At 37.2% G+C, this 20,110-nt stretch carries 15 protein-coding genes and 2 pseudogenes; 14 read left to right on the plus strand and 3 right to left on the minus strand.

All coding sequences use genetic code 11. From position 1 onward, the window contains the following. Positions 1–96 precede the first annotated feature (96 nt). Positions 97–783 carry a response regulator transcription factor gene (locus tag DWW33_RS05830; protein ID WP_117828252.1) on the minus strand — a complete coding sequence of 229 codons (687 nt, stop codon included), beginning with the start codon at positions 781–783 and terminating at the stop codon, positions 97–99. 169 nt (positions 784–952) lie between these two features. Beyond that, positions 953–1,102, minus strand: a pseudogene (locus tag DWW33_RS05835) (conjugal transfer protein); the annotation flags it as partial. Positions 1,103–1,136: 34 nt separating this feature from the next. Between DWW33_RS05835 and DWW33_RS15930 the strand changes: the two are divergent. From DWW33_RS15930 to DWW33_RS05900, 14 genes and pseudogenes are all read left to right on the plus strand, one after another. Further along, positions 1,137–1,232 (plus strand): annotated as a pseudogene (locus DWW33_RS15930) (IS200/IS605 family transposase); the annotation flags it as partial. Between the two features lie 433 nt (positions 1,233–1,665). Next, on the plus strand, positions 1,666–2,157 hold the full coding sequence (locus DWW33_RS05840; RefSeq protein WP_117841274.1) for a GNAT family N-acetyltransferase: 492 nt from the start codon (positions 1,666–1,668) through the stop codon (positions 2,155–2,157). 27 nt (positions 2,158–2,184) lie between these two features. Then, on the plus strand, positions 2,185–2,931 hold the full coding sequence (locus DWW33_RS05845; protein WP_118639050.1) for a nucleoside phosphorylase: 747 nt from the start codon (positions 2,185–2,187) through the stop codon (positions 2,929–2,931). Positions 2,932–3,442: 511 nt separating this feature from the next. Further along, a complete protein-coding gene (locus DWW33_RS05850) occupies positions 3,443–3,898 on the plus strand; it encodes a TIR domain-containing protein (protein ID WP_118639051.1) in 456 nt (151 codons plus the stop codon). A gap of 19 nt (positions 3,899–3,917) precedes the next feature. Beyond that, positions 3,918–4,535, plus strand: a complete 618-nt coding sequence (locus tag DWW33_RS05855; protein WP_117841271.1) for a hypothetical protein — start codon at positions 3,918–3,920, stop codon at positions 4,533–4,535. Next, positions 4,532–5,527 carry a nucleotide kinase domain-containing protein gene (locus DWW33_RS05860; protein WP_243088554.1) on the plus strand — a complete coding sequence of 332 codons (996 nt, stop codon included), beginning with the start codon at positions 4,532–4,534 and terminating at the stop codon, positions 5,525–5,527. The genes DWW33_RS05855 and DWW33_RS05860 overlap by 4 nt, the downstream gene beginning before the upstream one ends. Next, positions 5,514–6,518: a thymidylate synthase gene (locus tag DWW33_RS05865; protein WP_118639052.1), complete on the plus strand. Its 1,005-nt coding sequence runs from the start codon at positions 5,514–5,516 to the stop codon at positions 6,516–6,518. The genes DWW33_RS05860 and DWW33_RS05865 overlap by 14 nt, the downstream gene beginning before the upstream one ends. 93 nt (positions 6,519–6,611) lie before the next feature. Further along, a complete protein-coding gene (locus DWW33_RS05870) occupies positions 6,612–7,232 on the plus strand; it encodes a hypothetical protein (protein ID WP_117841268.1) in 621 nt (206 codons plus the stop codon). Positions 7,233–7,339: 107 nt separating this feature from the next. After that, positions 7,340–8,710: an HNH endonuclease signature motif containing protein gene (locus DWW33_RS05875; protein WP_117841267.1), complete on the plus strand. Its 1,371-nt coding sequence runs from the start codon at positions 7,340–7,342 to the stop codon at positions 8,708–8,710. A gap of 3 nt (positions 8,711–8,713) precedes the next feature. Further along, entirely contained in the window at positions 8,714–11,725 is a 3,012-nt protein-coding gene (locus tag DWW33_RS05880; protein ID WP_118639053.1) for an AAA domain-containing protein, read from the plus strand. Between the two features lie 86 nt (positions 11,726–11,811). Further along, the gene (locus tag DWW33_RS05885; RefSeq protein WP_118639054.1) at positions 11,812–12,435 is read left to right on the plus strand and encodes a TetR/AcrR family transcriptional regulator; all 624 of its coding nucleotides are present in this window, start codon (positions 11,812–11,814) and stop codon (positions 12,433–12,435) included. 281 nt (positions 12,436–12,716) lie between these two features. Then, positions 12,717–14,483 (plus strand): ABC transporter ATP-binding protein, encoded by a 1,767-nt coding sequence (locus DWW33_RS05890; protein WP_118639055.1) that lies wholly within the window; start codon positions 12,717–12,719, stop codon positions 14,481–14,483. A gap of 1 nt (position 14,484) precedes the next feature. Further along, the gene (locus DWW33_RS05895) at positions 14,485–16,218 is read left to right on the plus strand and encodes an ABC transporter ATP-binding protein (protein WP_118639056.1); all 1,734 of its coding nucleotides are present in this window, start codon (positions 14,485–14,487) and stop codon (positions 16,216–16,218) included. 126 nt (positions 16,219–16,344) lie between these two features. After that, positions 16,345–17,676 carry a uracil-xanthine permease family protein gene (locus tag DWW33_RS05900; protein ID WP_118639152.1) on the plus strand — a complete coding sequence of 444 codons (1,332 nt, stop codon included), beginning with the start codon at positions 16,345–16,347 and terminating at the stop codon, positions 17,674–17,676. A gap of 125 nt (positions 17,677–17,801) precedes the next feature. Here the strand turns inward: DWW33_RS05900 and DWW33_RS05905 are convergent, their stop codons facing one another. Further along, positions 17,802–19,886 (minus strand): methyl-accepting chemotaxis protein, encoded by a 2,085-nt coding sequence (locus DWW33_RS05905; protein ID WP_118639057.1) that lies wholly within the window; start codon positions 19,884–19,886, stop codon positions 17,802–17,804. Between the last annotated feature and the right edge of the window lie 224 nt (positions 19,887–20,110).

Consider the following 20,110-nt stretch of genomic DNA (forward strand, 5'->3'; position numbering starts at 1 on the left):
AAACCTCCTTTACTTAAACCAGTATAACGGGCAATTTTAAAGAATTTCTTAAATCGTAATGAGAAAAGTTAAAAAAATAATAAAGCTAAGGAACGTTTAATCCTTAGCTTTATGTAGGCGGTAGCCAATGCCCCAAACAGTATCAATAAATTCTGTATCAGAGCATATCGCTTTTAATTTATTGCGTAAATTACTGATATGAACATTAAGTGTATTATCTTCAGCAATATATTCTGTATCCCAAACACTTTGAAAAAGATTCGATTTTGAAAATACTTTATCTGGATATTTCATCAACAATTCTAAAATGCCAAATTCTTTAGCGGTTAAGGATAATTCTATTCCATTCAAAAATGCTGTATTTTTCTCTAGGTCTAAAGTCAGATTGTTATGTTGCAAACATTCTGTCTGGCTATTTTGAAATTGTACTCTTCGCAGATTACTTTCAATTCTGGCAAGCACTTCTTCCATATCAAAAGGTTTTGTGATATAATCGTCTGCTCCCAGACGAAGCAAGTCGATTTTATTTTGTGTAGTTTCTTTCGCTGAAATAATAATAACAGGTATCGTAAATTTCTTGCGTACATCAGATAAAATAATATCACCACTCCGATAAGGAAGCATAATATCAAGTATAATCAAATCAATTTTTTCTTTATTCAAAAAATCCAGAACATGAAGTCCATCATATTGGCAATGCACAGCATATCCTTTTTCTTTTAGAAAATCAGCCAATAACGCATTTATTTCTAAATCATCTTCAATAATCAATATTTTATTCATTAGCCTACCTCATTCCTGCAATGCTACTTTCCCATTATACATTTAAGGTTGTATTTCCTCAATACCATTGCAACCAATTATATGAGAGGGATTCTTATTTTGTCAATCTAATTGTAAGCAGAATAGTATAGATTGGATAAACAATTACCATACTATTCTGCTGTAACATTTATTCTACAATCTTCCAGTTATCGTCCTTATGAAGCACAAGCTCATACTGTGAGATTTGCGTCATTTTCGACTTGTTATCCAGATACTTTACGGACACGCTGACTTTGAGGTTGTCGCCGTCTTTGGTAAAGACAGGATTTACCAGTTGCCAACTATATTAAAAACAAAGGAGACTATCATAAATGAATGTTAATAGTTTGGCACATACAAAGTGGAATTGTAAGTATTATATTGTATTTGTGCCCAAATACAAGAAGTCATATCTATACAGCAGAGTAGTATGCATGGAAGAAAAACAGAGTATGGTGAAATAATATTTAAAAATATATTGTTGCCTATTGTTGACATGAATTGCCAATAATGGTATATTTACCAACAAAAAAAGGAGAACATACACATGAATCAGAACTTATATTCAAGACGTTATATGTACATGTATTACGGACGTACACAGCTATAAATATGCAAGGTTAGTGCATTAGTTTATGGCGTGTAGGTCTTTTAGTCTAGTGCATAAAACCAGAATATAAGAGATGATTTAACACATTTTATATCTTAGATTGGAAATATCGCACTGGACTTTGAGGGTTTAGTGCGATTTTTTTTATGCTACCAGGCATCTGGAAGGAGCTGCCGGTGGCAGGTTTTGTAGGTGAAAGAGCATTTGTAAAGAACTGTTGGAAATAGGTTTACAAGAAGGAGAGATAAAAAATGAATGATGTAATAGAATTGGAACTCATAACAAGTGGAGAAGCAGAAGGTTTGCGTAAATTGCAGGTAGAAGCATTTATAGCGTTATATGAAAAATATCGGGATGATATTACAAGCCCGGCAAAAGAAAGTCTTGAAAAAATAACACAGAAGATAATTGAAGACAATTCGGATTTCTATTTTATTTTGTTTAATGGTAAGAGAGTAGGTGGTGTAAGAGTTAAATGGCATAATGGGAGAAATGTAAAATGGATTTCCCCTATTTTTGTTATTCCGCAATTTCAAAATAAAGGAATAGCAAGTGCTGTAATAGAACGATTATTTGAAATGTATTCTTCTGATACAATAGAATGGCGGTTAGATACTATTAAGCAAGAAGAAAAAAATTGCTATTTATATGAAAAATGTGGATTTGTCAGAGTCGGCGATGAAACAGTTATAAACGAAAAAATGACTTTAGTTGAGTATACAAAAACTTGTAAAAAATCATGAGGCAGAGTGACCTAAGGAGCCAGAAAAATGATAACAGAGGCATTTGATAATTCAGAGGCAATAATTAGACCGAAGGATTTTTATGGGGAGAAAAGGCAGTTGTGTGATAAGTGTATTATTGTTTTTTCAGAGCAGATATTTGACTATATACTGAAAACATATGCACATGAGCAGGCTGGTACAATAAAGTGTTGCAATGGAATTACAAAGGTATATGTTTTTGAAATAGATAATATGAAAATTGCGGCATACTTAAGCCATATAGGTTCTTCAATGGCAGGGAGTGATGTGATAGATGCAAATTGGCTGACGGACGCAAGCAGGTTTATTATGTTTGGTTTAGCAGGTTCGCTGGATAGTGACAAGACAACAGGAAAGTTTGTTATTCCAATAGAAAGTTACCGGGAAGAAGGAATGAGTTATCACTATGCAGAACCATCAAATTATATGAAAATTAGAAATTATCAGATTGTGAAATTCATATTTGATAATTTAGGACTTCCTAATGTGGCAGGAAAAGTCTGGACAACGGATGCAATATATCGGGAAACGAAAGCGAAGCTTGATGCAAGGAAAAAGGAAGGATGTATTGCCGTGGAGATGGAACTGGCTGGAGTTCAGGCAGTCTGTGATTTTTATGGTTGGGATTTATATAATTTTCTGGTTATAGGCGATGTGCTGGACCAGACAATTTATGATGCAACTGGGCTGGCGGCAGCAAATCATGACGTGGACAAATTATATATCGCAATTGAACTTGCCAAGAGAATTTGACACGTTGATATTTATTGATGAATCCAGTAGTAAAATATTATTTATAGATAGAAAAATCAGACAATTTGTCAATAAAAGGGTTGCAATTTGTAAAAAATAGTCGCATAATATCTATATCATATTTGGGAGAGTGAGTTATGAGAAATGAGCGCAGATATTATAATAAGAAAAAAATTAGAAGTTCACAAAAGAGACAATGCTTAGGGTGTTGGTTTTTTTGTGGGCTTTTTTTATTTAAAATTTCAATATTATAAAGTAAATTAGTTGGAAGGGATTAGGAGTTGAGGATGTTGATATTAAGATAATTATATGAAGCAAAAATAATTTTGAAAACAGTAAATTGAGTGTTTTTAAAGTTAAAGGAGGCTATATATGAAAAAGACAAACGTAAATGAGAAAAGAATTTTAGACATATAAGAAATTTAATGAAAAACTTGCAGGGAAAATAGAGGTTTGGACTGTTGAAATGTCGAACTATACATGAAAATTAGTCTATCGGAAGGAGAACGATATGGACGATGTAAAAAATATTTTTGTTTCACATTATCATGTAGATGCGGAAAGAATAGAGAATTTAAAATTATTGTTGGGTAAACATGGAATGACAATGAAAGATAGTTCTATTTATGAGAGTAAAAATCCAAATAATGCTCATAATGAAGAATATATAAAATCCATTATTCGACCTAGAATTGATTGGGCTGGGACTACGGTGGTATTAATAGGTAGGGATACCAGTAAAAGTGAATATGTAAACTGGGAAATTGAACATGCAGCTAGAAAAGGAAAACGAATTGTGGGTGTTTATTTGCCTGGTGAAAGCGATAGTGAGCTTCCGGAAGCATTGAATAAATATGGAAATTCACTTCAAAAATGGAATGGAGAAAGTATTATTTCTGGAATTAATGGAGATAATACATGGAATGGACCTGGTAGGAATTGGGGAACGGAAAGAGTGACTTGCTAAAAGGGGGAGGTATGCATAAATGTATTTATATTCATATGTAATCACCAGGGATTATGGATTTGCGCCAAATCCATTTTGGAATATTTGTTCATTGGCAACATGTAAACCACAAATTAGAGAGAGGGCATTAAAAGGAGACTGGGTTGCCGGTTTTGGAGGTGCAAATACAGCAATTGTGCATAAAATGGTCTTTTTAATGCAAGTTGACGAAATTTGTACATTTGATGAGTATTGGGTAGATCCTAGATATTTTGTGAAAAGACCTCGTTTTGATGGAAATTATCAGCAATGCTATGGTGATAATATTTATCATCATATTGATGGCGAATGGATGCAAGAAAATTCACATCATAGCTATGCTGATGGAATAAATAAAAATAATCTTATTCATGATACAAGGATAGATCGGGTATTGATATCTTTTCATTATTGGTATTTTGGGGAAAATGCTATAGAACTTCCAAAAGAATTCAAAGAGGTAATTGCTACTGGAAGGGGATATAAAAAACTACAAAATAATATTTGTGCAGATGTTACTAATTGGGTTGGAAACTATTATGAGATGGGACAGAACGGACTACCTTACAAGTGGAAGAAATTTGGACAATTTGTTAGGTTTGAAGGCGAAAAGAAATGATTATAAATATAAAAAGAGAAGAATTAAAAAAAACTAAAGTATATGATACATATTGGCAATTTGCATGTGAGCGCCAGAATATTTTTATGCGTAAATTGATGGGGAAAAAAGATAATCTTACGGAAGATATTATTTTAAGAGAATATAAGTTTACCAATACTTATAGGGCCAGTGATAGAGTAAGCCAATATCTGATAAAAAATGTTATTTATCAAGGCGGATATACAGAAGAAGATACCATATTTCGGGTTTTACTTTTTAAAACATTTAACAAAATAGAAACATGGGAAAAGTTAGAAAATATTTTGGGGAGACTTAATTACAAAAACTTTGATGTAGATCGGTATGGTAAAGCCTTGAATGTTTTTTTTGAACAGGGGGAAAAATTATATTCAGCTGCATATATAATGGCATCAGGAAAGTCAGCGTTTGGGCATGAACGTAAGTTTATGAATCATTTAATGTTAATAGATTATATGATGAAAGATCATATCACCCCCAAAATTATGCATTGCCAAAATTTGGAAGAACTTTATAATACGTTGCTGGCATATCCGACTATTGGAACTTTTTTGGCATATCAATATGCAGTTGATATTAATTATTCAGAACTGGTAAATTTTGATGAAATGGAATTTGTAGTTGCCGGACCTGGTGCTAAAGCTGGAATACGAAAATGTTTTAGTAATTCAGATGAGTATTCACAAGAGTATATTATTAGATATATGTGCGAACACCAAGAAGAAGAATTTGAACGTTTAGGTTTAAAATTTGCAACTCTCTGGGGACGGAAACTTCAGCTTATAGATTGTCAAAATATTTTTTGCGAAACTGATAAATATTCTCGGGTTAAGTATCCAGATATTATAGATTGTAATGGGCGAATGAGAATTAAACAAAGATATAGAATGAGAGAAGATAAAATAGCTTTTTTTTATCCTCCAAAATGGAAAATAAATGATAAAATAGAGGAATTTTATGGGAGTAAATGAGTGTGCTTTTGGCAGAACAGCAGATGAAGTGTATTGTGATATATATCAAAAACTTAAAACATTTGGTGAAAGTGTAATTGGACGTAATGGACAAACTAAGGAATTAACGCATGTATGTATGTCTATATCTGATCCAACACAACGTTGGGTGGAAAGACGAAAGCCGTCAATAAGTCCTGCGTTTGCTATTGCTGAATTAGTTATGATTATGAATGGAAGTGATGAGGCTGCACTACTAAATGCATGGAATCCGGCACTTCCAAAATATCAAGGGAGATATGAACGCTATCCAGGCGCATATGGTAAGCGACTGCGGTATTCTTTTGGATTCGACCAGATAAACAGAGCTTTTGAAGCTTTGAAAAATAATCCAGAGTCAAGACAGGTAGTAATGGAAATTTGGAAGCCAGATATAGATCTACCACAGAGTGCGGGAATACCAAATAATGATGATATACCATGCAATATTTGTTCATTATTAAAAATTAGAAATGGCAAATTGCTGTGGACTCAGATTATGCGAAGTAATGATATAGTGTTTGGATTACCATATAATTTCTTGCAATTTACTTTTTTACAGGAAATTATCGCTGGTTGGCTAAAGGTGGATGTTGGTGAATATATGCATATTAGTGATAGTTTACATATGTATGTTAATAATGAATGCAGTATTGATATTGAAAAAACAGCTCACGTCAATACAGAAAAAATAGGATTGGAAAAAATAGAGTCAGAAAAAGTATTTTTGGAATTGTTGGTTCGCATGAGAGAACTTTCTCAAAAAGAATGTACAAGTAATTATATTAAAAGTATTGTAAAAAACAAATATTTACCAGAGGCATATCAAAATATGTTGATACTTTTGTGCGAGTATATTGCATATCGTCATCATATGGATGAGGACGTAATTTGTTGTTGCGAGCAAAATATTTCTAATAAATTGTATCAATATATGATGAAAGAATGGATGTGCGGAAGAGTTAAACTATAATTTAGTATTATGCTGTTTGAAAAATTAGAAATAGATTTGTGTGGAAATATCTTCAATTTATATAAAATTTAAAATTATAAGGAGAAAACGGAAATGAATATATTTGATGTTGGGTTAGAAGGTTGGAATATCATTTATATTAAGGTGAATTGGCTTGCAGGAATCATTTTAGTAATTGCAGTTTTGATTGTTTCGTTTATGATTAGAAAATGTGCAAATATAGCAAAAAAGCATTCTATTACTATTGATGAGGTGAATTTAGGTATTGGAGATACTAGTGTGAAACTTGTGTATAATAAAAAGGACCAAGAAATCGCATACAAATTGTGGGTAGAATTAAGTACACGAAAAATAGGATTGCCATTTGATCAAGATAATGATGTTATAAGTGAGGTGTATAATTCGTGGTATGATTTTTTTGGAATTGCAAGAGAGCTGTTAAAAGAGATTCCAGTAAGTAGATTACCATATTCAAATGATTTGATTAAACTCACAGAGAAGGTGTTAAATACGGGACTACGTCCGCATTTAACAATGTGGCAAGCAAAATTTAGAAAATGGTATAGTGACAATATAAATAATAAAGAAAAAACACCGCAGCAGATACAGATGATGTATCCTGATTATGAAGAATTAAAAAAAGATTTAATTGAAACAAATACAAGAATGATTGAATACAAGAATCTTATGGAAAGAATGGCATTTGAGAAGTAGGGTGATTTTTTCCTATGTCTGGTGTTACAAAACATATATATGATAAAAGCTGATGCAGTAATTGGAGTGAATTTTTATTATGAAAATGTCTGGCAAGGGGGAGAAAAATGTCTTATCATGAAATTTTAAAAGAAAATGTTTTTATAAGGACAGCTATGTGGGAGGTATATGAGAAAAAATGTGTCTACTGTGGATGCGCTCTTATACCTAAAAATGCAGAGGTTGATCATATTCTACCGGATAACTTAAGCTTAGAGAAAGTTAAAAATTCAAATGATGAAGATTTAAAGAGGTATCTTAAAGAATTAGAAGATAAAAAATTTGTTAAAAATTCTATTGAGAATTATATGTTATGTTGCTCTAATTGTAATAAAAGAAAAACAAACATCCCATTTAAAACAAGTAATCTAAGATTTTTCCATGAGTTAGCTTCTCGTAAAGCGGAAAAAATATGGGAGAAATATGAAAAAAAGTTACAAATTAGTGGTGTAGAAAAGTCTGTTATTTTACAGCCAAGTAATATAGAACCGAATAAGTATAATGAAGAAGATCTAAAGATAGAATATGAGTGCTTTAATAATGGAGATAGAATGGTATTTCATTATGGCTTAGGAGAGGTTAGAATAGATGCCTATTTACCTATACGGTATAATGATAAAATGTGTTGTATGGTTTATTTTAGAAGCTTATACCAAACGGATATTGACATAGGATTTGATGAGAAAGATATTGTAGCTATATTATTTGAAGGATGCAGTTCGAGAAAAAATGCATATGAAAGAAGCTGGTGCAGAGTCAGGAAAACATTAGAGGATGAAAAATTTTATGTTATGAGTCTTCCAAATGTAATGATTAAAGCATCTACTGATATGGTTAAACAATTTGCCCAAATTATAGATAGATTATTTGATGACTATATTGTACAGAAGGAAATTATAAGAGCTGAATTGGGTGCTGAAAATTTCCAGGAATATAAAGAAAAGGGAGGTTATTATAAGATTTTAGAATTAGAATTGAATTTTTTTGCGGAGTTTTTAAAATTTATGAAAAAGCATCCATATGATGGTGAAGATAAGCCTTATAATATATTTCAGGTGTATTCTGATAATGATATGGTGGCACTACGCAGGAATGTCGATTCTAATGAGGATGCAGAAATATATGCATATTTGAAATTTATACCTAAAATGGAGGGATATATTGATGTGATTTGGCAACCGGGAATGTATAGACCTATAGGAGAAAGTGAACGGATGAAATATTTTGATAATAGAAAAAAGTGGACAGCACAATATGTACATGACTGGCTGGTTGGAGAGTTGTTTGCTGTTATACTTAGTGAAATGAAGCAGGAGAAAGTTTCTCTTTTGCAATTTATATTTAGCAACAGGTATGGGGTGAAATATACAGTTTCAGATGCAGTACGATGCGGGTGGATAAAATCATATTCAGAAGAAGGAATGGAAAAACAATTATAAACCATGAACACAATTTGCAGAGATATCTTCCGGGCCATTCATGAGAGAAAATGGCTCAGTATAGAGTACAGAAACGGAAAAGATGAAGTAACAAAATATTGGATTGGAATTATGGAGATAGACCCTATCCGGAAATCCATGCATGTAATGGGACTGCATTTGGGGCAGTATACCACAATGAGCCTTTACATTTATATTGAATCCATACTGTCATCGGCAGTAATAGAAGGCTCTTATTTTGAAACTAAGCAGGAGCTGATAGATGATATTACATATAATCAGGGAAAATACCGGAGAATCTTTGATAATATTGCAAATCTGAAGGTGCTGAATTATCTTGTTGACTGCAATAAAATGGATTCTGTACCTTACAAAACAGATTATGCACTCATTGAGCATCTGGATGGTGAATGGCAGGGGACTTATAAGCTCACACCGGAGCAGTTTAGGCAGATTGTATCAAAGTTTCAATATGGAGCAAAGGATGCCGCTTCCAAGAAGAAAATGAAGCAGCTGGCAATAAACGTATTAAGTATACATACGCCCAAAGGCGTATATGTGCTGGCATACCGAAAGCTGCGGCTGGATGTGCAGAAGAAGACCTTAAGGCAGGATGAAGAAATAACCGTCTGCATGGAGTTTTCGTTGGAGAAGAATAAGCCGGAAGCAAAATTCGGAATAAGGAAATTCCTAGATGCAGATGACTATGAACTTTTAAATGATTTTGAAAAGAATCAGGAGCTGATAAAAGATAAAATAACGAAGTCCAATCCCCAGATAAATGGTGTGGATGATATGCCATATGTAATTGCAGTCGGCAGGGATTTGCTGGTGGATCTTCATCAGGAGTATGAAGCAATTCATAAAATGTATGAAAAAGATGAAGTGACCATTCCGATAAAAGCATTTTTCGGAGAACTGTTAAAACAGGTAGACCGAAGGAAAAATTATCCGATAACACTTTTAGACCGGAAAATCAATCTGGACCAGTTACTGGCAATTCATAATGCCATGAAATATCCGCTGGCATATATCCAGGGACCGCCGGGAACCGGCAAAACAAATACCATCGTAAATACTATGGTGACTGCTTTCTTTAACGAGAAAACGGTCTTATTTGCGTCTTATAACAATCATCCCATTGATGGAGTGTGCGATAAATTAAAGTCCATTCCTTATCGGAATAAGGGGATGATACCATTTCCGATTATCCGCCTTGGAAATGATAAATGCGTGCTGCAGGCACTGGATGATATTCGGGATTTGTATAAGCGGACAAAGGATATTTCCATATTTGACAGTACCCTTGAGAAGAACAAGGACGATAAGACGAGAAGGACGGAGAAGCTGACCAAGCTTTTACAGAGGCATGAAGAGAGAATCGAATTAAAGGAGCGGGAAGAAGCGATTCTTAAAATGATAGAGACTAATCAGCATCTGACCTTTCAGACAGAATTGCAGGGTGTTCAGCTTCAGGAGGTACGGAAAAAATTAGCAGAAATTGGTGAGATTACAGATGAAGAAGCATTGAAACTTGTAGTGGAAGATGAGGAGCTGTTTAAGAAATATCTCTACTATACGTCTGCAAAATATATTCAGCGTCTGAAGGAACCGAAAAATCAGGATTTGATGGAGATTGTAAACTGTCCGGATGAGGAAAAGAAAGTCAAGCAGTTTAATACCTATATCCGTCAGGAAGAAAATTTGAAGAAGTTCCAGAGAATTTTCCCGTTTATTGCAACTACATCCATATCGGCACATAAGATTGGTGAGCCGGGAACTTATTTTGATATGGTCATCATGGATGAGGCAAGCCAGGGAAATATTGCCATGTCATTAGTGCCGATTATCCGGGGCAGAAGTCTTATGTTAGTAGGTGACCCGCAGCAGTTGAGCCCGGTAATTCTGCTGAATCCCATAGATAATGAGAAGCTTAAGCGGATTTATGGAGTGACAGATGAGTATGATTATATAAAGAATTCCATTTATAAGACCTATCTGGCATGTGATGCAGTCAGCGAGGAAATTCTGCTCAGCCACCATTACCGCTGCAATAAAAAAATTATTTCATTTAATAATAAAAAATATTATAACAACAAGCTGATTATCAACAGTCCGGATAAAGAAGCTAATCCGCTGATTTTTAAGAATATTCCAGCAAATACCACCAACTATAAGAATACAGCGCCGCAGGAAGTGGAAGAGATTATTTCGTTTATCAAAGAACATCCGGATAAGAGTATTGGTATCATTACTCCGTTTACCAATCAGAAAGAGCTGATTAACAAGGCGTTGAAAGACAATGGGATGGAAAATATTCCCTGCGGAACGGTTCATGCATTTCAGGGAGATGAAAAAGATGTTGTGCTTTTTTCGCTGGCAATCACCCAGCAGACTTATCAGGGAACTTATGACTGGCTGAAAAATAATAAAGAACTGATTAATGTGGCAACCTCCCGGGCAAAAGACCAGTTGGTAATATTGTCGGATATCAAGGAACTGAAGCGTCTGCATTCCGCTGGGGATGATGATATTTATGAACTGGTAGATTATGTCCAGACCAACGGTGAGGCGCAGGTGACAGCAAGAGAGACCTCTTCCAGGGCATTGGGAATCAAGCCGTACAGCACGCAGACAGAGGCTGCATTTTTAACCACATTAAATCATGCACTAGATAATGTGCTGAATACAAATAACCGCTGCGTTGTGCAGAGAGAAGTCAGCATTGCACACGTATTTCAGGAAAATGAATCCTATGACGACCTTTTTTATACCGGAAGATTTGACTTTGTGGTATATGAAAAAGGATACCGGGGACAGGACATGCCGATACTCGCCATTGAGTTAGACGGAAAAGAACATAAAGAAAATGCCATTGTACGGGCGAGAGACGAGAAGAAAAATGCAATTTGCCGGTCACATGGATTTGAGTTAATCCGGGTGGAAAATTCTTATGCTAGAAGGTATAATTACATTAAGAATATACTGATACAGTATTTTAAGAGTGTAAGGTAACGAAAAACCCCTTGACATCTTCCCCAAAACTAATTATATTTATAACAGTGTTATATAACACTGTTATAAATGAAACGGAGGCATCAGTGACGAAACCAATCGAAGGCGTATCGGAAAGAATACTTTCCTGCGCAACGGAAGAATTTTTAGAAAAGGGTTATTCCGATGCATCGCTTCGCACCATTGCGGCGAAAGCGGGAACAACTACAGGTTCTATTTATTCCAGATTTAAAGACAAAGAAGGGCTGTTTGCAGCAATTGTAGGACCGGTGGCAGAGTATATGATGAATCTTTTCGTGAAGACGCAGGAAGAATTTCATGCAGTAGAGCCGGAGCGGCAGCCGAAAGAAATGGATGACTATGTAATATCCGGAATGGATGAAATGCTGGATTACATCTATGATAATTTTACCACATTTCAGCTGTTATTAGAGGCGTCCTATGGAACGAAGTTCCAGAATTTTGTAGAACAGTTGGCAGAAGTAGAGGCAGAATATACCTACAAGTTCATGGAGGTTATTCATTTTCAGAATGAAGAGGAAAATGAAGTGACGGGAGAATTCATCCATATCATGACAAGGGCATTATTTGACAGCATGTTTGAAGTTGTGCGTCACAAGATGGAGAAAGAAACTGCACGGAAATACGTTCATATGCTGGAAAAATTCAACTATGCAGGCTGGAATACCATTTTAAAATTCGAAGTGTAAAAGATAGTAAGACTGCTTATCTTGTAACAGCAGGAAGCAGTCTTTTCTTAAAAGCATGGGTTAGCTAAATCTAATTTATGTTAGATAGCACTATGCAATGGAAATATCAAAAAGGTGCATTCCAGAATCCAAGAAGTCAGTTCTTCTGCCTGAATACCAACAGTGAGGTGGCACTTGGCTGTGAAAATATGTGACAGCAGCACACCGGGAGCGGTTTTTAAAACAGTTTTCGTTTCAATAAGTAGAAAGAATCAATTATTTTTAAAGGAGGAGAAGAAAAAGTGAAAAAGGAAAGTTCCTTATCAAAGCTTTTTGTCTATGCTGGTAAATTCCGCTATCTGACCATAGCATCCTGGATTTTATCGGTAATCAGCGCATGGCTGGCTTTGGTACCATTTTATTACATCTGGAGAATTATGAAAGAAGTGCTTTCTGTGGCACCGGATTTTGGCAAAGCAGCTCATTTAAAAGAATATGGCTGGGCAGCCGTTGGATTTGCCATTTTATCCATGCTGGTTTATGTGTGCGCGCTGATGTGTTCCCATCTGGCAGCATTCCGCGTCCAGGCAAATATCCGCACTAGCCTGATGCGACATATCCTGACACTGCCAATGGGATTTTTAGATAAAGACGGAACCGGCAAAATCCGTAAAATCGTCAATGAATCCAGCGCAGCAACAGAGACCTATCTGGCACACCAGTTACCGGATCAGGCAGGAGCTATCGCAACACCGGCAGGTCTTTTAGTATTGCTTATGGTATTTGATTTCCGGCTTGGACTTTTGAGCCTGATTCCTGTGGTGGCAGCATTTTTAATTATGGGAGCCATGACCGGACAGCGTATGAAAGATAAGATGGAAGAATATCAGAATGCATTGGACGAAATGTCCAGTGAGGCAGTGGAATATGTCCGTGGAATCCCGGTAGTAAAGACTTTCGGACAGTCTGTATTTTCCTTCAAACGTTTCCAAACATCCATTCAGAAATATGAAAAATGGACAATTGCATACACGAAGGAAATGCGGATACCAATGATGGTGTATACAACAGCAATCAATACGGTATTTGCAGTGCTGATTGCAGCAACCTTTTTCTTTACCGGAAAAGGAGGAGATAATACCTTTTTATTGAATCTTTTGTTCTATATTATCATTACGCCGATTATCACTGTGACCATGAATAAAATTATGTATTCCAGTGAAAATCAGCTGATTGTAGCAGATGCAATTTCCCGTATCGAAAGCATTTTAGAAAAGAAACCATTACCGGAGACCACAAAGGCACAGGACCCGGAAAACAGCTCTATTACCTTTGAAAATGTATCCTTCTGCTATGAAGATGCCGGAAGAGATGCACTGCATCAGATAAATCTTTCTATCAAAGAGGGCGAGCATGTGGCATTTGTAGGACCGTCCGGCGGTGGAAAGACAACATTGGCAAGCCTTGTGGCACGATTCTTTGATACTACGGAAGGACGCATCCTGATTGGAAACAAGGATGTGAAGGAAATTTCTTCCAAGCAGTTAATGGATATGGTGTCTTTTGTATTCCAGGACAGCAAATTATTAAAAACTTCCATTTTGGAAAATGCCCGCATGGGAAAGAAGGAGGCAACCAGAGAAGAAGTCATGCAGGCGTTAAAGGAAGCCCAGTGTGAAGATATTATTGCGAAGCTTCCGGATGGAATTGATACAGTAATCGGAAGCAACGGAACCTATGTATCTGGTGGAGAAGCCCAGCGGCTTTCCATTGCAAGAGCCATGTTAAAGAATGCACCGATTCTGATTCTTGATGAAGCAACAGCCTTTGCAGACCCGGATAATGAAGCAAAGGTGCAGGAAGCGTTTTCCAGACTGTCTAAGGGAAAGACCGTAATTATGATTGCCCATCGTCTGTCCTCTATTGTAGACGCAGACCGGATTTGCGTTTTAAAGGATGGCAGTATTGCAGAAGAGGGAACCCATGAGACGTTACTTCAGAAAAATGGTGTATATGCCCATATGTGGGAAGAATACAACAAATCGGTACAGTGGAAGGTAGGTGCGTAACATGAGCTGGAAAGAAAAATTACAATATAAATATGCACTTTCAGAGCAGGGTGCAAATGACATGATAAAGGCATTTCTGACAGCAACCGTTTCCAATATTGTGTTGATGTTTCCGGTGGGGCTGCTGTATTTTCTAGTAGAGGATTATCTGAACGATAATTTGAGCGGCAGAGGCATGTTCTATCTGATTGGAAGTATTCTCTGCCTGCTTCTGATTGCAGTGACAACATATATCCAGTATAACTGCACCTTCCTTGCCACCTATGTGGAAAGCGGTGTGCGAAGAATTACGCTGGCAGAAAAATTAAGAAAGATTCCATTATCTTTCTTTGGAAAAAAGGATTTATCCGATTTGACCAGTACCATTATGGCAGACTGCGCCACCATGGAAACGGCATCCTCCCACTATATTCCGGAACTTTTTGGAGCCTGTGTATCCACGGCAATTATTGCTATCAGCTTATTTTTCTTTGACTGGCGGATGGCACTGGCTGCGCTGTGGGTGCTTCCGGTATCATTCCTCATTGTGCTGAGTGCAGGAAAATTTTTAAGATATCTTAGCAGAAAACAGATGAAACTGAAAATGGCCTGCGCAGATGGCATTCAGGAATGCTTAGAGACGGTCCGGGATTTACGGGCAAATGATGCACAGGAAAATTATATGGTTGGACTTGAGAAGAAAATTAAAGCAGTAGAAAAACATGCAGTGGCGGCAGAACTTGGAAATGCTGTTTTTGTATCCGATGCCCAGATGATTTTAAAGCTTGGAATTGCGGCGGTAGCACTGGTTGGCGGAATTTTACTTTCGAAAGGAAGTATTGATTTACTGACTTTCTTTATGTTCCTATTACTGGTATCAAGACTTTATGACCCGATGCAGATTTCCCTGCAGAACCTTGCTGCCATAATCAGCGTGGATGTGCAGTGCGAGCGGCTGGATGAAATTTTATCCCATCCGGTACAGAGTGGAAGCACCGAGATGAAATATGACGGATATGATATTGCATTTTCACATGTGGGATTTTCCTATGACAGTAAGGAAAGTGTGCTGAAAGATGTTACTTTTACTGCAAAACAGGGCGAAGTTACAGCATTAATCGGACCATCCGGCGGCGGTAAGACCACGGTCTCAAGACTTGCCTCAAGATTCTGGGATATCGATAAGGGAACGATTACGGTAGGCGGCATGGACATTTCAAAGATTGACCCGGAAACACTGATGTCTCTTTATTCCATTGTCTTTCAGGATGTTACACTTTTTAACAATACGATTATGGAAAATATCCGTATTGGACGTTCCGATGCAACAGACAAGGAAGTCATTGCGGCAGCAAAATTGGCACACTGTGATGAATTTGCAGATAAACTGCCGGAGGGCTGGCATACCATGATTGGGGAAAACGGTTCTGAATTATCCGGTGGAGAACGTCAGAGAATTTCTATTGCAAGAGCATTTTTAAAGGATGCGCCGATTATATTCTTAGATGAAGCGACCGCATCCTTAGACGTAGATAATGAAACACTGATTCAGGAGGCATTGTCCCGGTTGATTCAGGATAAGACGGTTATGATTATTGCACACCGCATGCGTACGGTGGCAGATGCAGATAAGATTGTGGTATTAAAAGATGGAGTGGTAGTCGAAGAGGGTGCACCGGAAGAACTTACAGCAAAGGATGGCGTTTACCGGCATATGGCAAAGACACAGCTTCAGGCAGCAGGCTGGAAATTGTAAAAAGCAGTTGACCTCCCCTTTATTCCGTCATAAGATAAAAAAGATAGCGAGCATGCTATTGCGGAAACAGATAACGGAGGAAAAAAGAAAATGAGTTTTTTAGAAAGAAAAAACACAAAAGATGGTATGGCAGCAGGTCAGAAAGCCAGCGTAGATAATATTTATACGTTGGATGGCAAAGTGCCGGTTTTAAATGCAATTCCATTTGGCTTGCAGCATATTTTAGCTATGTTTGTAGCCAATATTGCACCGATTCTGATTGTGGCAGGGGCCTGCGGAATGGATGCAAAGAATACGGCAATGATTATTCAGAGTGCAATGATGATTGCTGGAATCGGAACATTGATTCAGTTATTCCCAATCTGGAGAATCGGTTCAAGACTTCCGATTGTCATGGGAATTTCCTTTACCTTTGTATCCATTGCCTGTGTCATTGGCGGACAGTATGGCTATGGAGCAATCATGGGAGCGGTTCTTGTTGGAGGTATCGTAGAAGGTGTCCTTGGACTTTTATCCAAATACTGGATGAAACTGGTAACACCGATTGTTGCAGCAACCGTTGTAACAGCAATTGGATTTTCTCTGCTTGAAGTAGGTGCAGATTCCTTTGGTGGTGGCAGCAGCAGTGCAGATTTCGGATCTGCAACCAACTGGATACTTGGAACTGTGACACTGGTATGCTGTATCGTATTTAATATTGTAGCAAAATCCTATTTCAAACAGTTATCCGTACTGTTCGGACTGATTGTAGGATATATCGTGGCACTGTGTATGGGGGTAGTTGATTTTTCTGCACTTTCCGATACAAGTCTTCTGGCGTTGCCACATCTGATGCCATTTAAAATGGAATTTCATGCAGATGCCATTATCGCATTTGTTCTGATATTTTTAGTATCGGCAACCGAGACAATCGGAGATACTTCGGCACTGGCATCATCCGGCTTAAACCGTGACGTTACTACAAAAGAAACTGCGGGCTCGCTTGCCTGTGACGGATTTGTCAGTGCATTATCTTCGGTATTTGGCTGTATGCCGATTACATCCTTCAGCCAGAACGTAGGTCTGGTTGCCATGACCAAGGTTGTAAACCGTTTTGTCATTGCAACAGGAGCTATAATTATGATTCTGGCAGGAATTTTTCCGGTAGTGGGCGCTGTGCTTGCCACACTGCCAAGTGCCGTTCTGGGTGGATGTACGATTATGATGTTCGGAACTATCGTAATCAGTGGACTGCAGATGATTGGAAAATGTGGATTTTCCCAGAGAAATATCACCATATCGGCACTGTCCTTAAGTATCGGATTAGGCTTTACCCAGCTGCCGGATTTATTTGCAATCTTCCCAGGCATTATCCGTTCTATTTTTGCGGAAAACTGTGTAGCAGTTGTATTTCTTACTGCCATTATTTTAAATCTTGTATTGCCTAAAAATATGGAAGTAGAACGTCAGGAAAAGTAGTGCCGGGGATTACAAATACAAAATACAGACCAAAAAGAAAACTCATAGTAAATTCCAAACGGAATCTGCTATGAGTTTTCTTCTTTCGCAAGCAGCGATATCTTAAAAAATTACTTGAAATAGTTTTATCCTAGCAACTGTTCTACATAATCTTTAATTGCCATATTGTCTTCCGGCATCTGGCAGCCGACGATATACATGCCTTCGTCGTCGGAACTTCGGATAATATGACCTTCCAAAGCAGCCTGATCTGGTAAATCAAAGGAAAGGATATTTAAGAGAATATCAGTCCCTTTGCTATCTGCAAAGAATGGTGCATCGCAAAGGAAAGCAAATCCGTTGGCACTGATATTTTCCATACGTCCATGGAAGGTTTCTCCGGTGTTCTTAACTGTAATATTACAGAAATTGGAAAGGTCGGCACGAGGATATTTCCGTCTGTTTAAAATATTTGGACTGCCGGTGATTTCTACGACGAAATCAGAGGTTATTTTATCTACATGGATGGAAGCATTATCCCAGCAGTATAGTACATTTCCAACAGTAATCTGGATGGAACAGGATTCACTGTTACGAAGAGAAAGCTTTTCTTCCAAGGAAAGTATAATCTGGTTGGAATACTGTTTCAGAACTTCACCATGGAAATCATGGTCGGGGTCTTTCGTCAGGCGGATAGTTGCTTTCATACCAGGATTGATATCTTCAATACCCATGAAGCCGCCGATTCCAAGCTTGCACATTAACGCCTGGATTTCATTTTCTATGCTGTTAATATTGTTAGCACTTTCATCATATTTACTTACCATACGCTGACTGATATCATCGGAATCATGAATGCAGAGTGTCATGGTATCGACAATTTCAGAAATATACTTCATGTTTTCTACTAACTGTCGGTTTGATGTTTCCACTTCTTTGATTGCATTGTCAATGACCTGTATATGCTCACCCATCTGAGATGAGTCAGCGGTAATTTTATTTACGTTTTCGCCGGTCAGTGTGACTTTCTCAAGAGTAAGCTGAATAAGTTTTAAGGTCTCTTCAATGGATTTTGTCATCTTGCCGGAGATTTCATCCAAACGCATCAGCGCATCCTGGATCTGTTTGGATGAAGCCTTGGTTTCAGTGCTCAAGGTACGGATTTCTTCAGCAACAACAGCAAATCCTTTTCCTGCTTCTCCGGCTCTTGCAGCTTCGATGGAAGCATTTAATGCCAAAAGGTTTGTCTGACCGGAAATATTATCAATGGTTCCGGTTTCAGATTTTACTTTTTCAAATTCAGAAGTAAATTCCGTAAGAACCTGTTCTACTTCGCTGGAAAGCTTTGACATAGTGCCGGCAGTTGTAACCAGACCCTCTAAGTCGGCAGAACTAATCTGTGCATGGTGAATGGATTCATCCGTCAAAGATACCATTTCGTGAATCATGGATACAACATGCTCAACCTGGGAATTGATGTCAGTTGTCATATCAAGGGAAGAAGTCGTACGGTTCTGTAATTCCTGATTGTTGTTGGTCAGATTATTCATTCCTTTTAAGACAACGTCAGAACCGTGTTTATTTTCATTAGCCAGTTCCCGGACAACGGTAATGCCATCCATAACGTTATTGCTGGCAGTTTTCACCTTTTCTACGGTATTTACCACACGGTGTAAATCATTCTTAATGCTGTCTGTTAATGCACCGTCAGCTTCATTTAAGTGGCGGATGGACATGATATAACAGATATAGCACAGAATCAGGCAGGATATCTGCAGCTGATAATTCTTTACGTCAGTAGCAGTGGTGCAGCTTAATACCATATAGCGGTAAATAATACTGATTACTACGCTGATAGTATTTGCAATACCGCACTGCAGCATGAATTTCCGGTCTTTAAAAATAATTAAAAGACTGGTTACCGGCAGAATGTAGGTAAATGCAATTGGGGATGCTGTGGTACATAAAAGATAAGTATAAAAGATACCGTAACCAAGCACCAGTATATAGCGATAGATGTCAGTAGTTTTGCCTTTGATTTTTAGAAATAATTCTCCAATAAAAAATGGAATCCAGCAGAGCAGAACAAAATAGAGATACTGCTTCGATGGATAGAGACCGTTGGACATATCGGCACCATAGTTAGCGGTCAGCAGCAGGGAAAATACAAGCCAGATTCTGCGGGCTTTGATATTGGCCTTGGCTTTAAAAACATTTTCATCATAATTCATAGATATTCTTAATCCTTCTCTTTCGTACAATGATATAATAAGCTAAACTAATTCTAAGCCATTTTTTTGTGGTTTTCAAGGTATTTTATGGAAAACATAGCTTGCTTTTTTGTGGGGAATGTGTATAATGAAAATCGTTGAAAAACGGGGTGCTCGCACAGGCGGGCTGAGAGTAAGCAGAAGCTTTAACCCAGAACCTGATTTGGATAATGCCAACGTAGGGA

It is taken from the genome of Roseburia sp. AF15-21 (assembly GCF_003479505.1).
Classification (GTDB): domain Bacteria; phylum Bacillota; class Clostridia; order Lachnospirales; family Lachnospiraceae; genus Roseburia_C; species Roseburia_C amylophila.

Bases quoted from the DNA above. Each gene is read 5' to 3' on its own strand.
- DWW33_RS05860 (WP_243088554.1), top strand. From the start codon at position 4,532: ATGATTATAAATATAAAAAGAGAAGAATTAAAAAAAACTAAAGTATAT.
- DWW33_RS05875 (WP_117841267.1), top strand. From the start codon at position 7,340: ATGTCTTATCATGAAATTTTAAAAGAAAATGTTTTTATAAGGACAGCT.
- DWW33_RS05830 (WP_117828252.1), bottom strand. From the start codon at position 783: ATGAATAAAATATTGATTATTGAAGATGATTTAGAAATAAATGCGTTA.
- DWW33_RS05850 (WP_118639051.1), top strand. From the start codon at position 3,443: ATGGACGATGTAAAAAATATTTTTGTTTCACATTATCATGTAGATGCG.
- DWW33_RS05895 (WP_118639056.1), top strand. From the start codon at position 14,485: ATGAGCTGGAAAGAAAAATTACAATATAAATATGCACTTTCAGAGCAG.
- DWW33_RS05870 (WP_117841268.1), top strand. From the start codon at position 6,612: ATGAATATATTTGATGTTGGGTTAGAAGGTTGGAATATCATTTATATT.
- DWW33_RS05845 (WP_118639050.1), top strand. From the start codon at position 2,185: ATGATAACAGAGGCATTTGATAATTCAGAGGCAATAATTAGACCGAAG.
- DWW33_RS05865 (WP_118639052.1), top strand. From the start codon at position 5,514: ATGGGAGTAAATGAGTGTGCTTTTGGCAGAACAGCAGATGAAGTGTAT.
- DWW33_RS05855 (WP_117841271.1), top strand. From the start codon at position 3,918: ATGTATTTATATTCATATGTAATCACCAGGGATTATGGATTTGCGCCA.
- DWW33_RS05900 (WP_118639152.1), top strand. From the start codon at position 16,345: ATGGCAGCAGGTCAGAAAGCCAGCGTAGATAATATTTATACGTTGGAT.
- DWW33_RS05905 (WP_118639057.1), bottom strand. From the start codon at position 19,886: ATGAATTATGATGAAAATGTTTTTAAAGCCAAGGCCAATATCAAAGCC.
- DWW33_RS05840 (WP_117841274.1), top strand. From the start codon at position 1,666: ATGAATGATGTAATAGAATTGGAACTCATAACAAGTGGAGAAGCAGAA.
- DWW33_RS05880 (WP_118639053.1), top strand. From the start codon at position 8,714: ATGAACACAATTTGCAGAGATATCTTCCGGGCCATTCATGAGAGAAAA.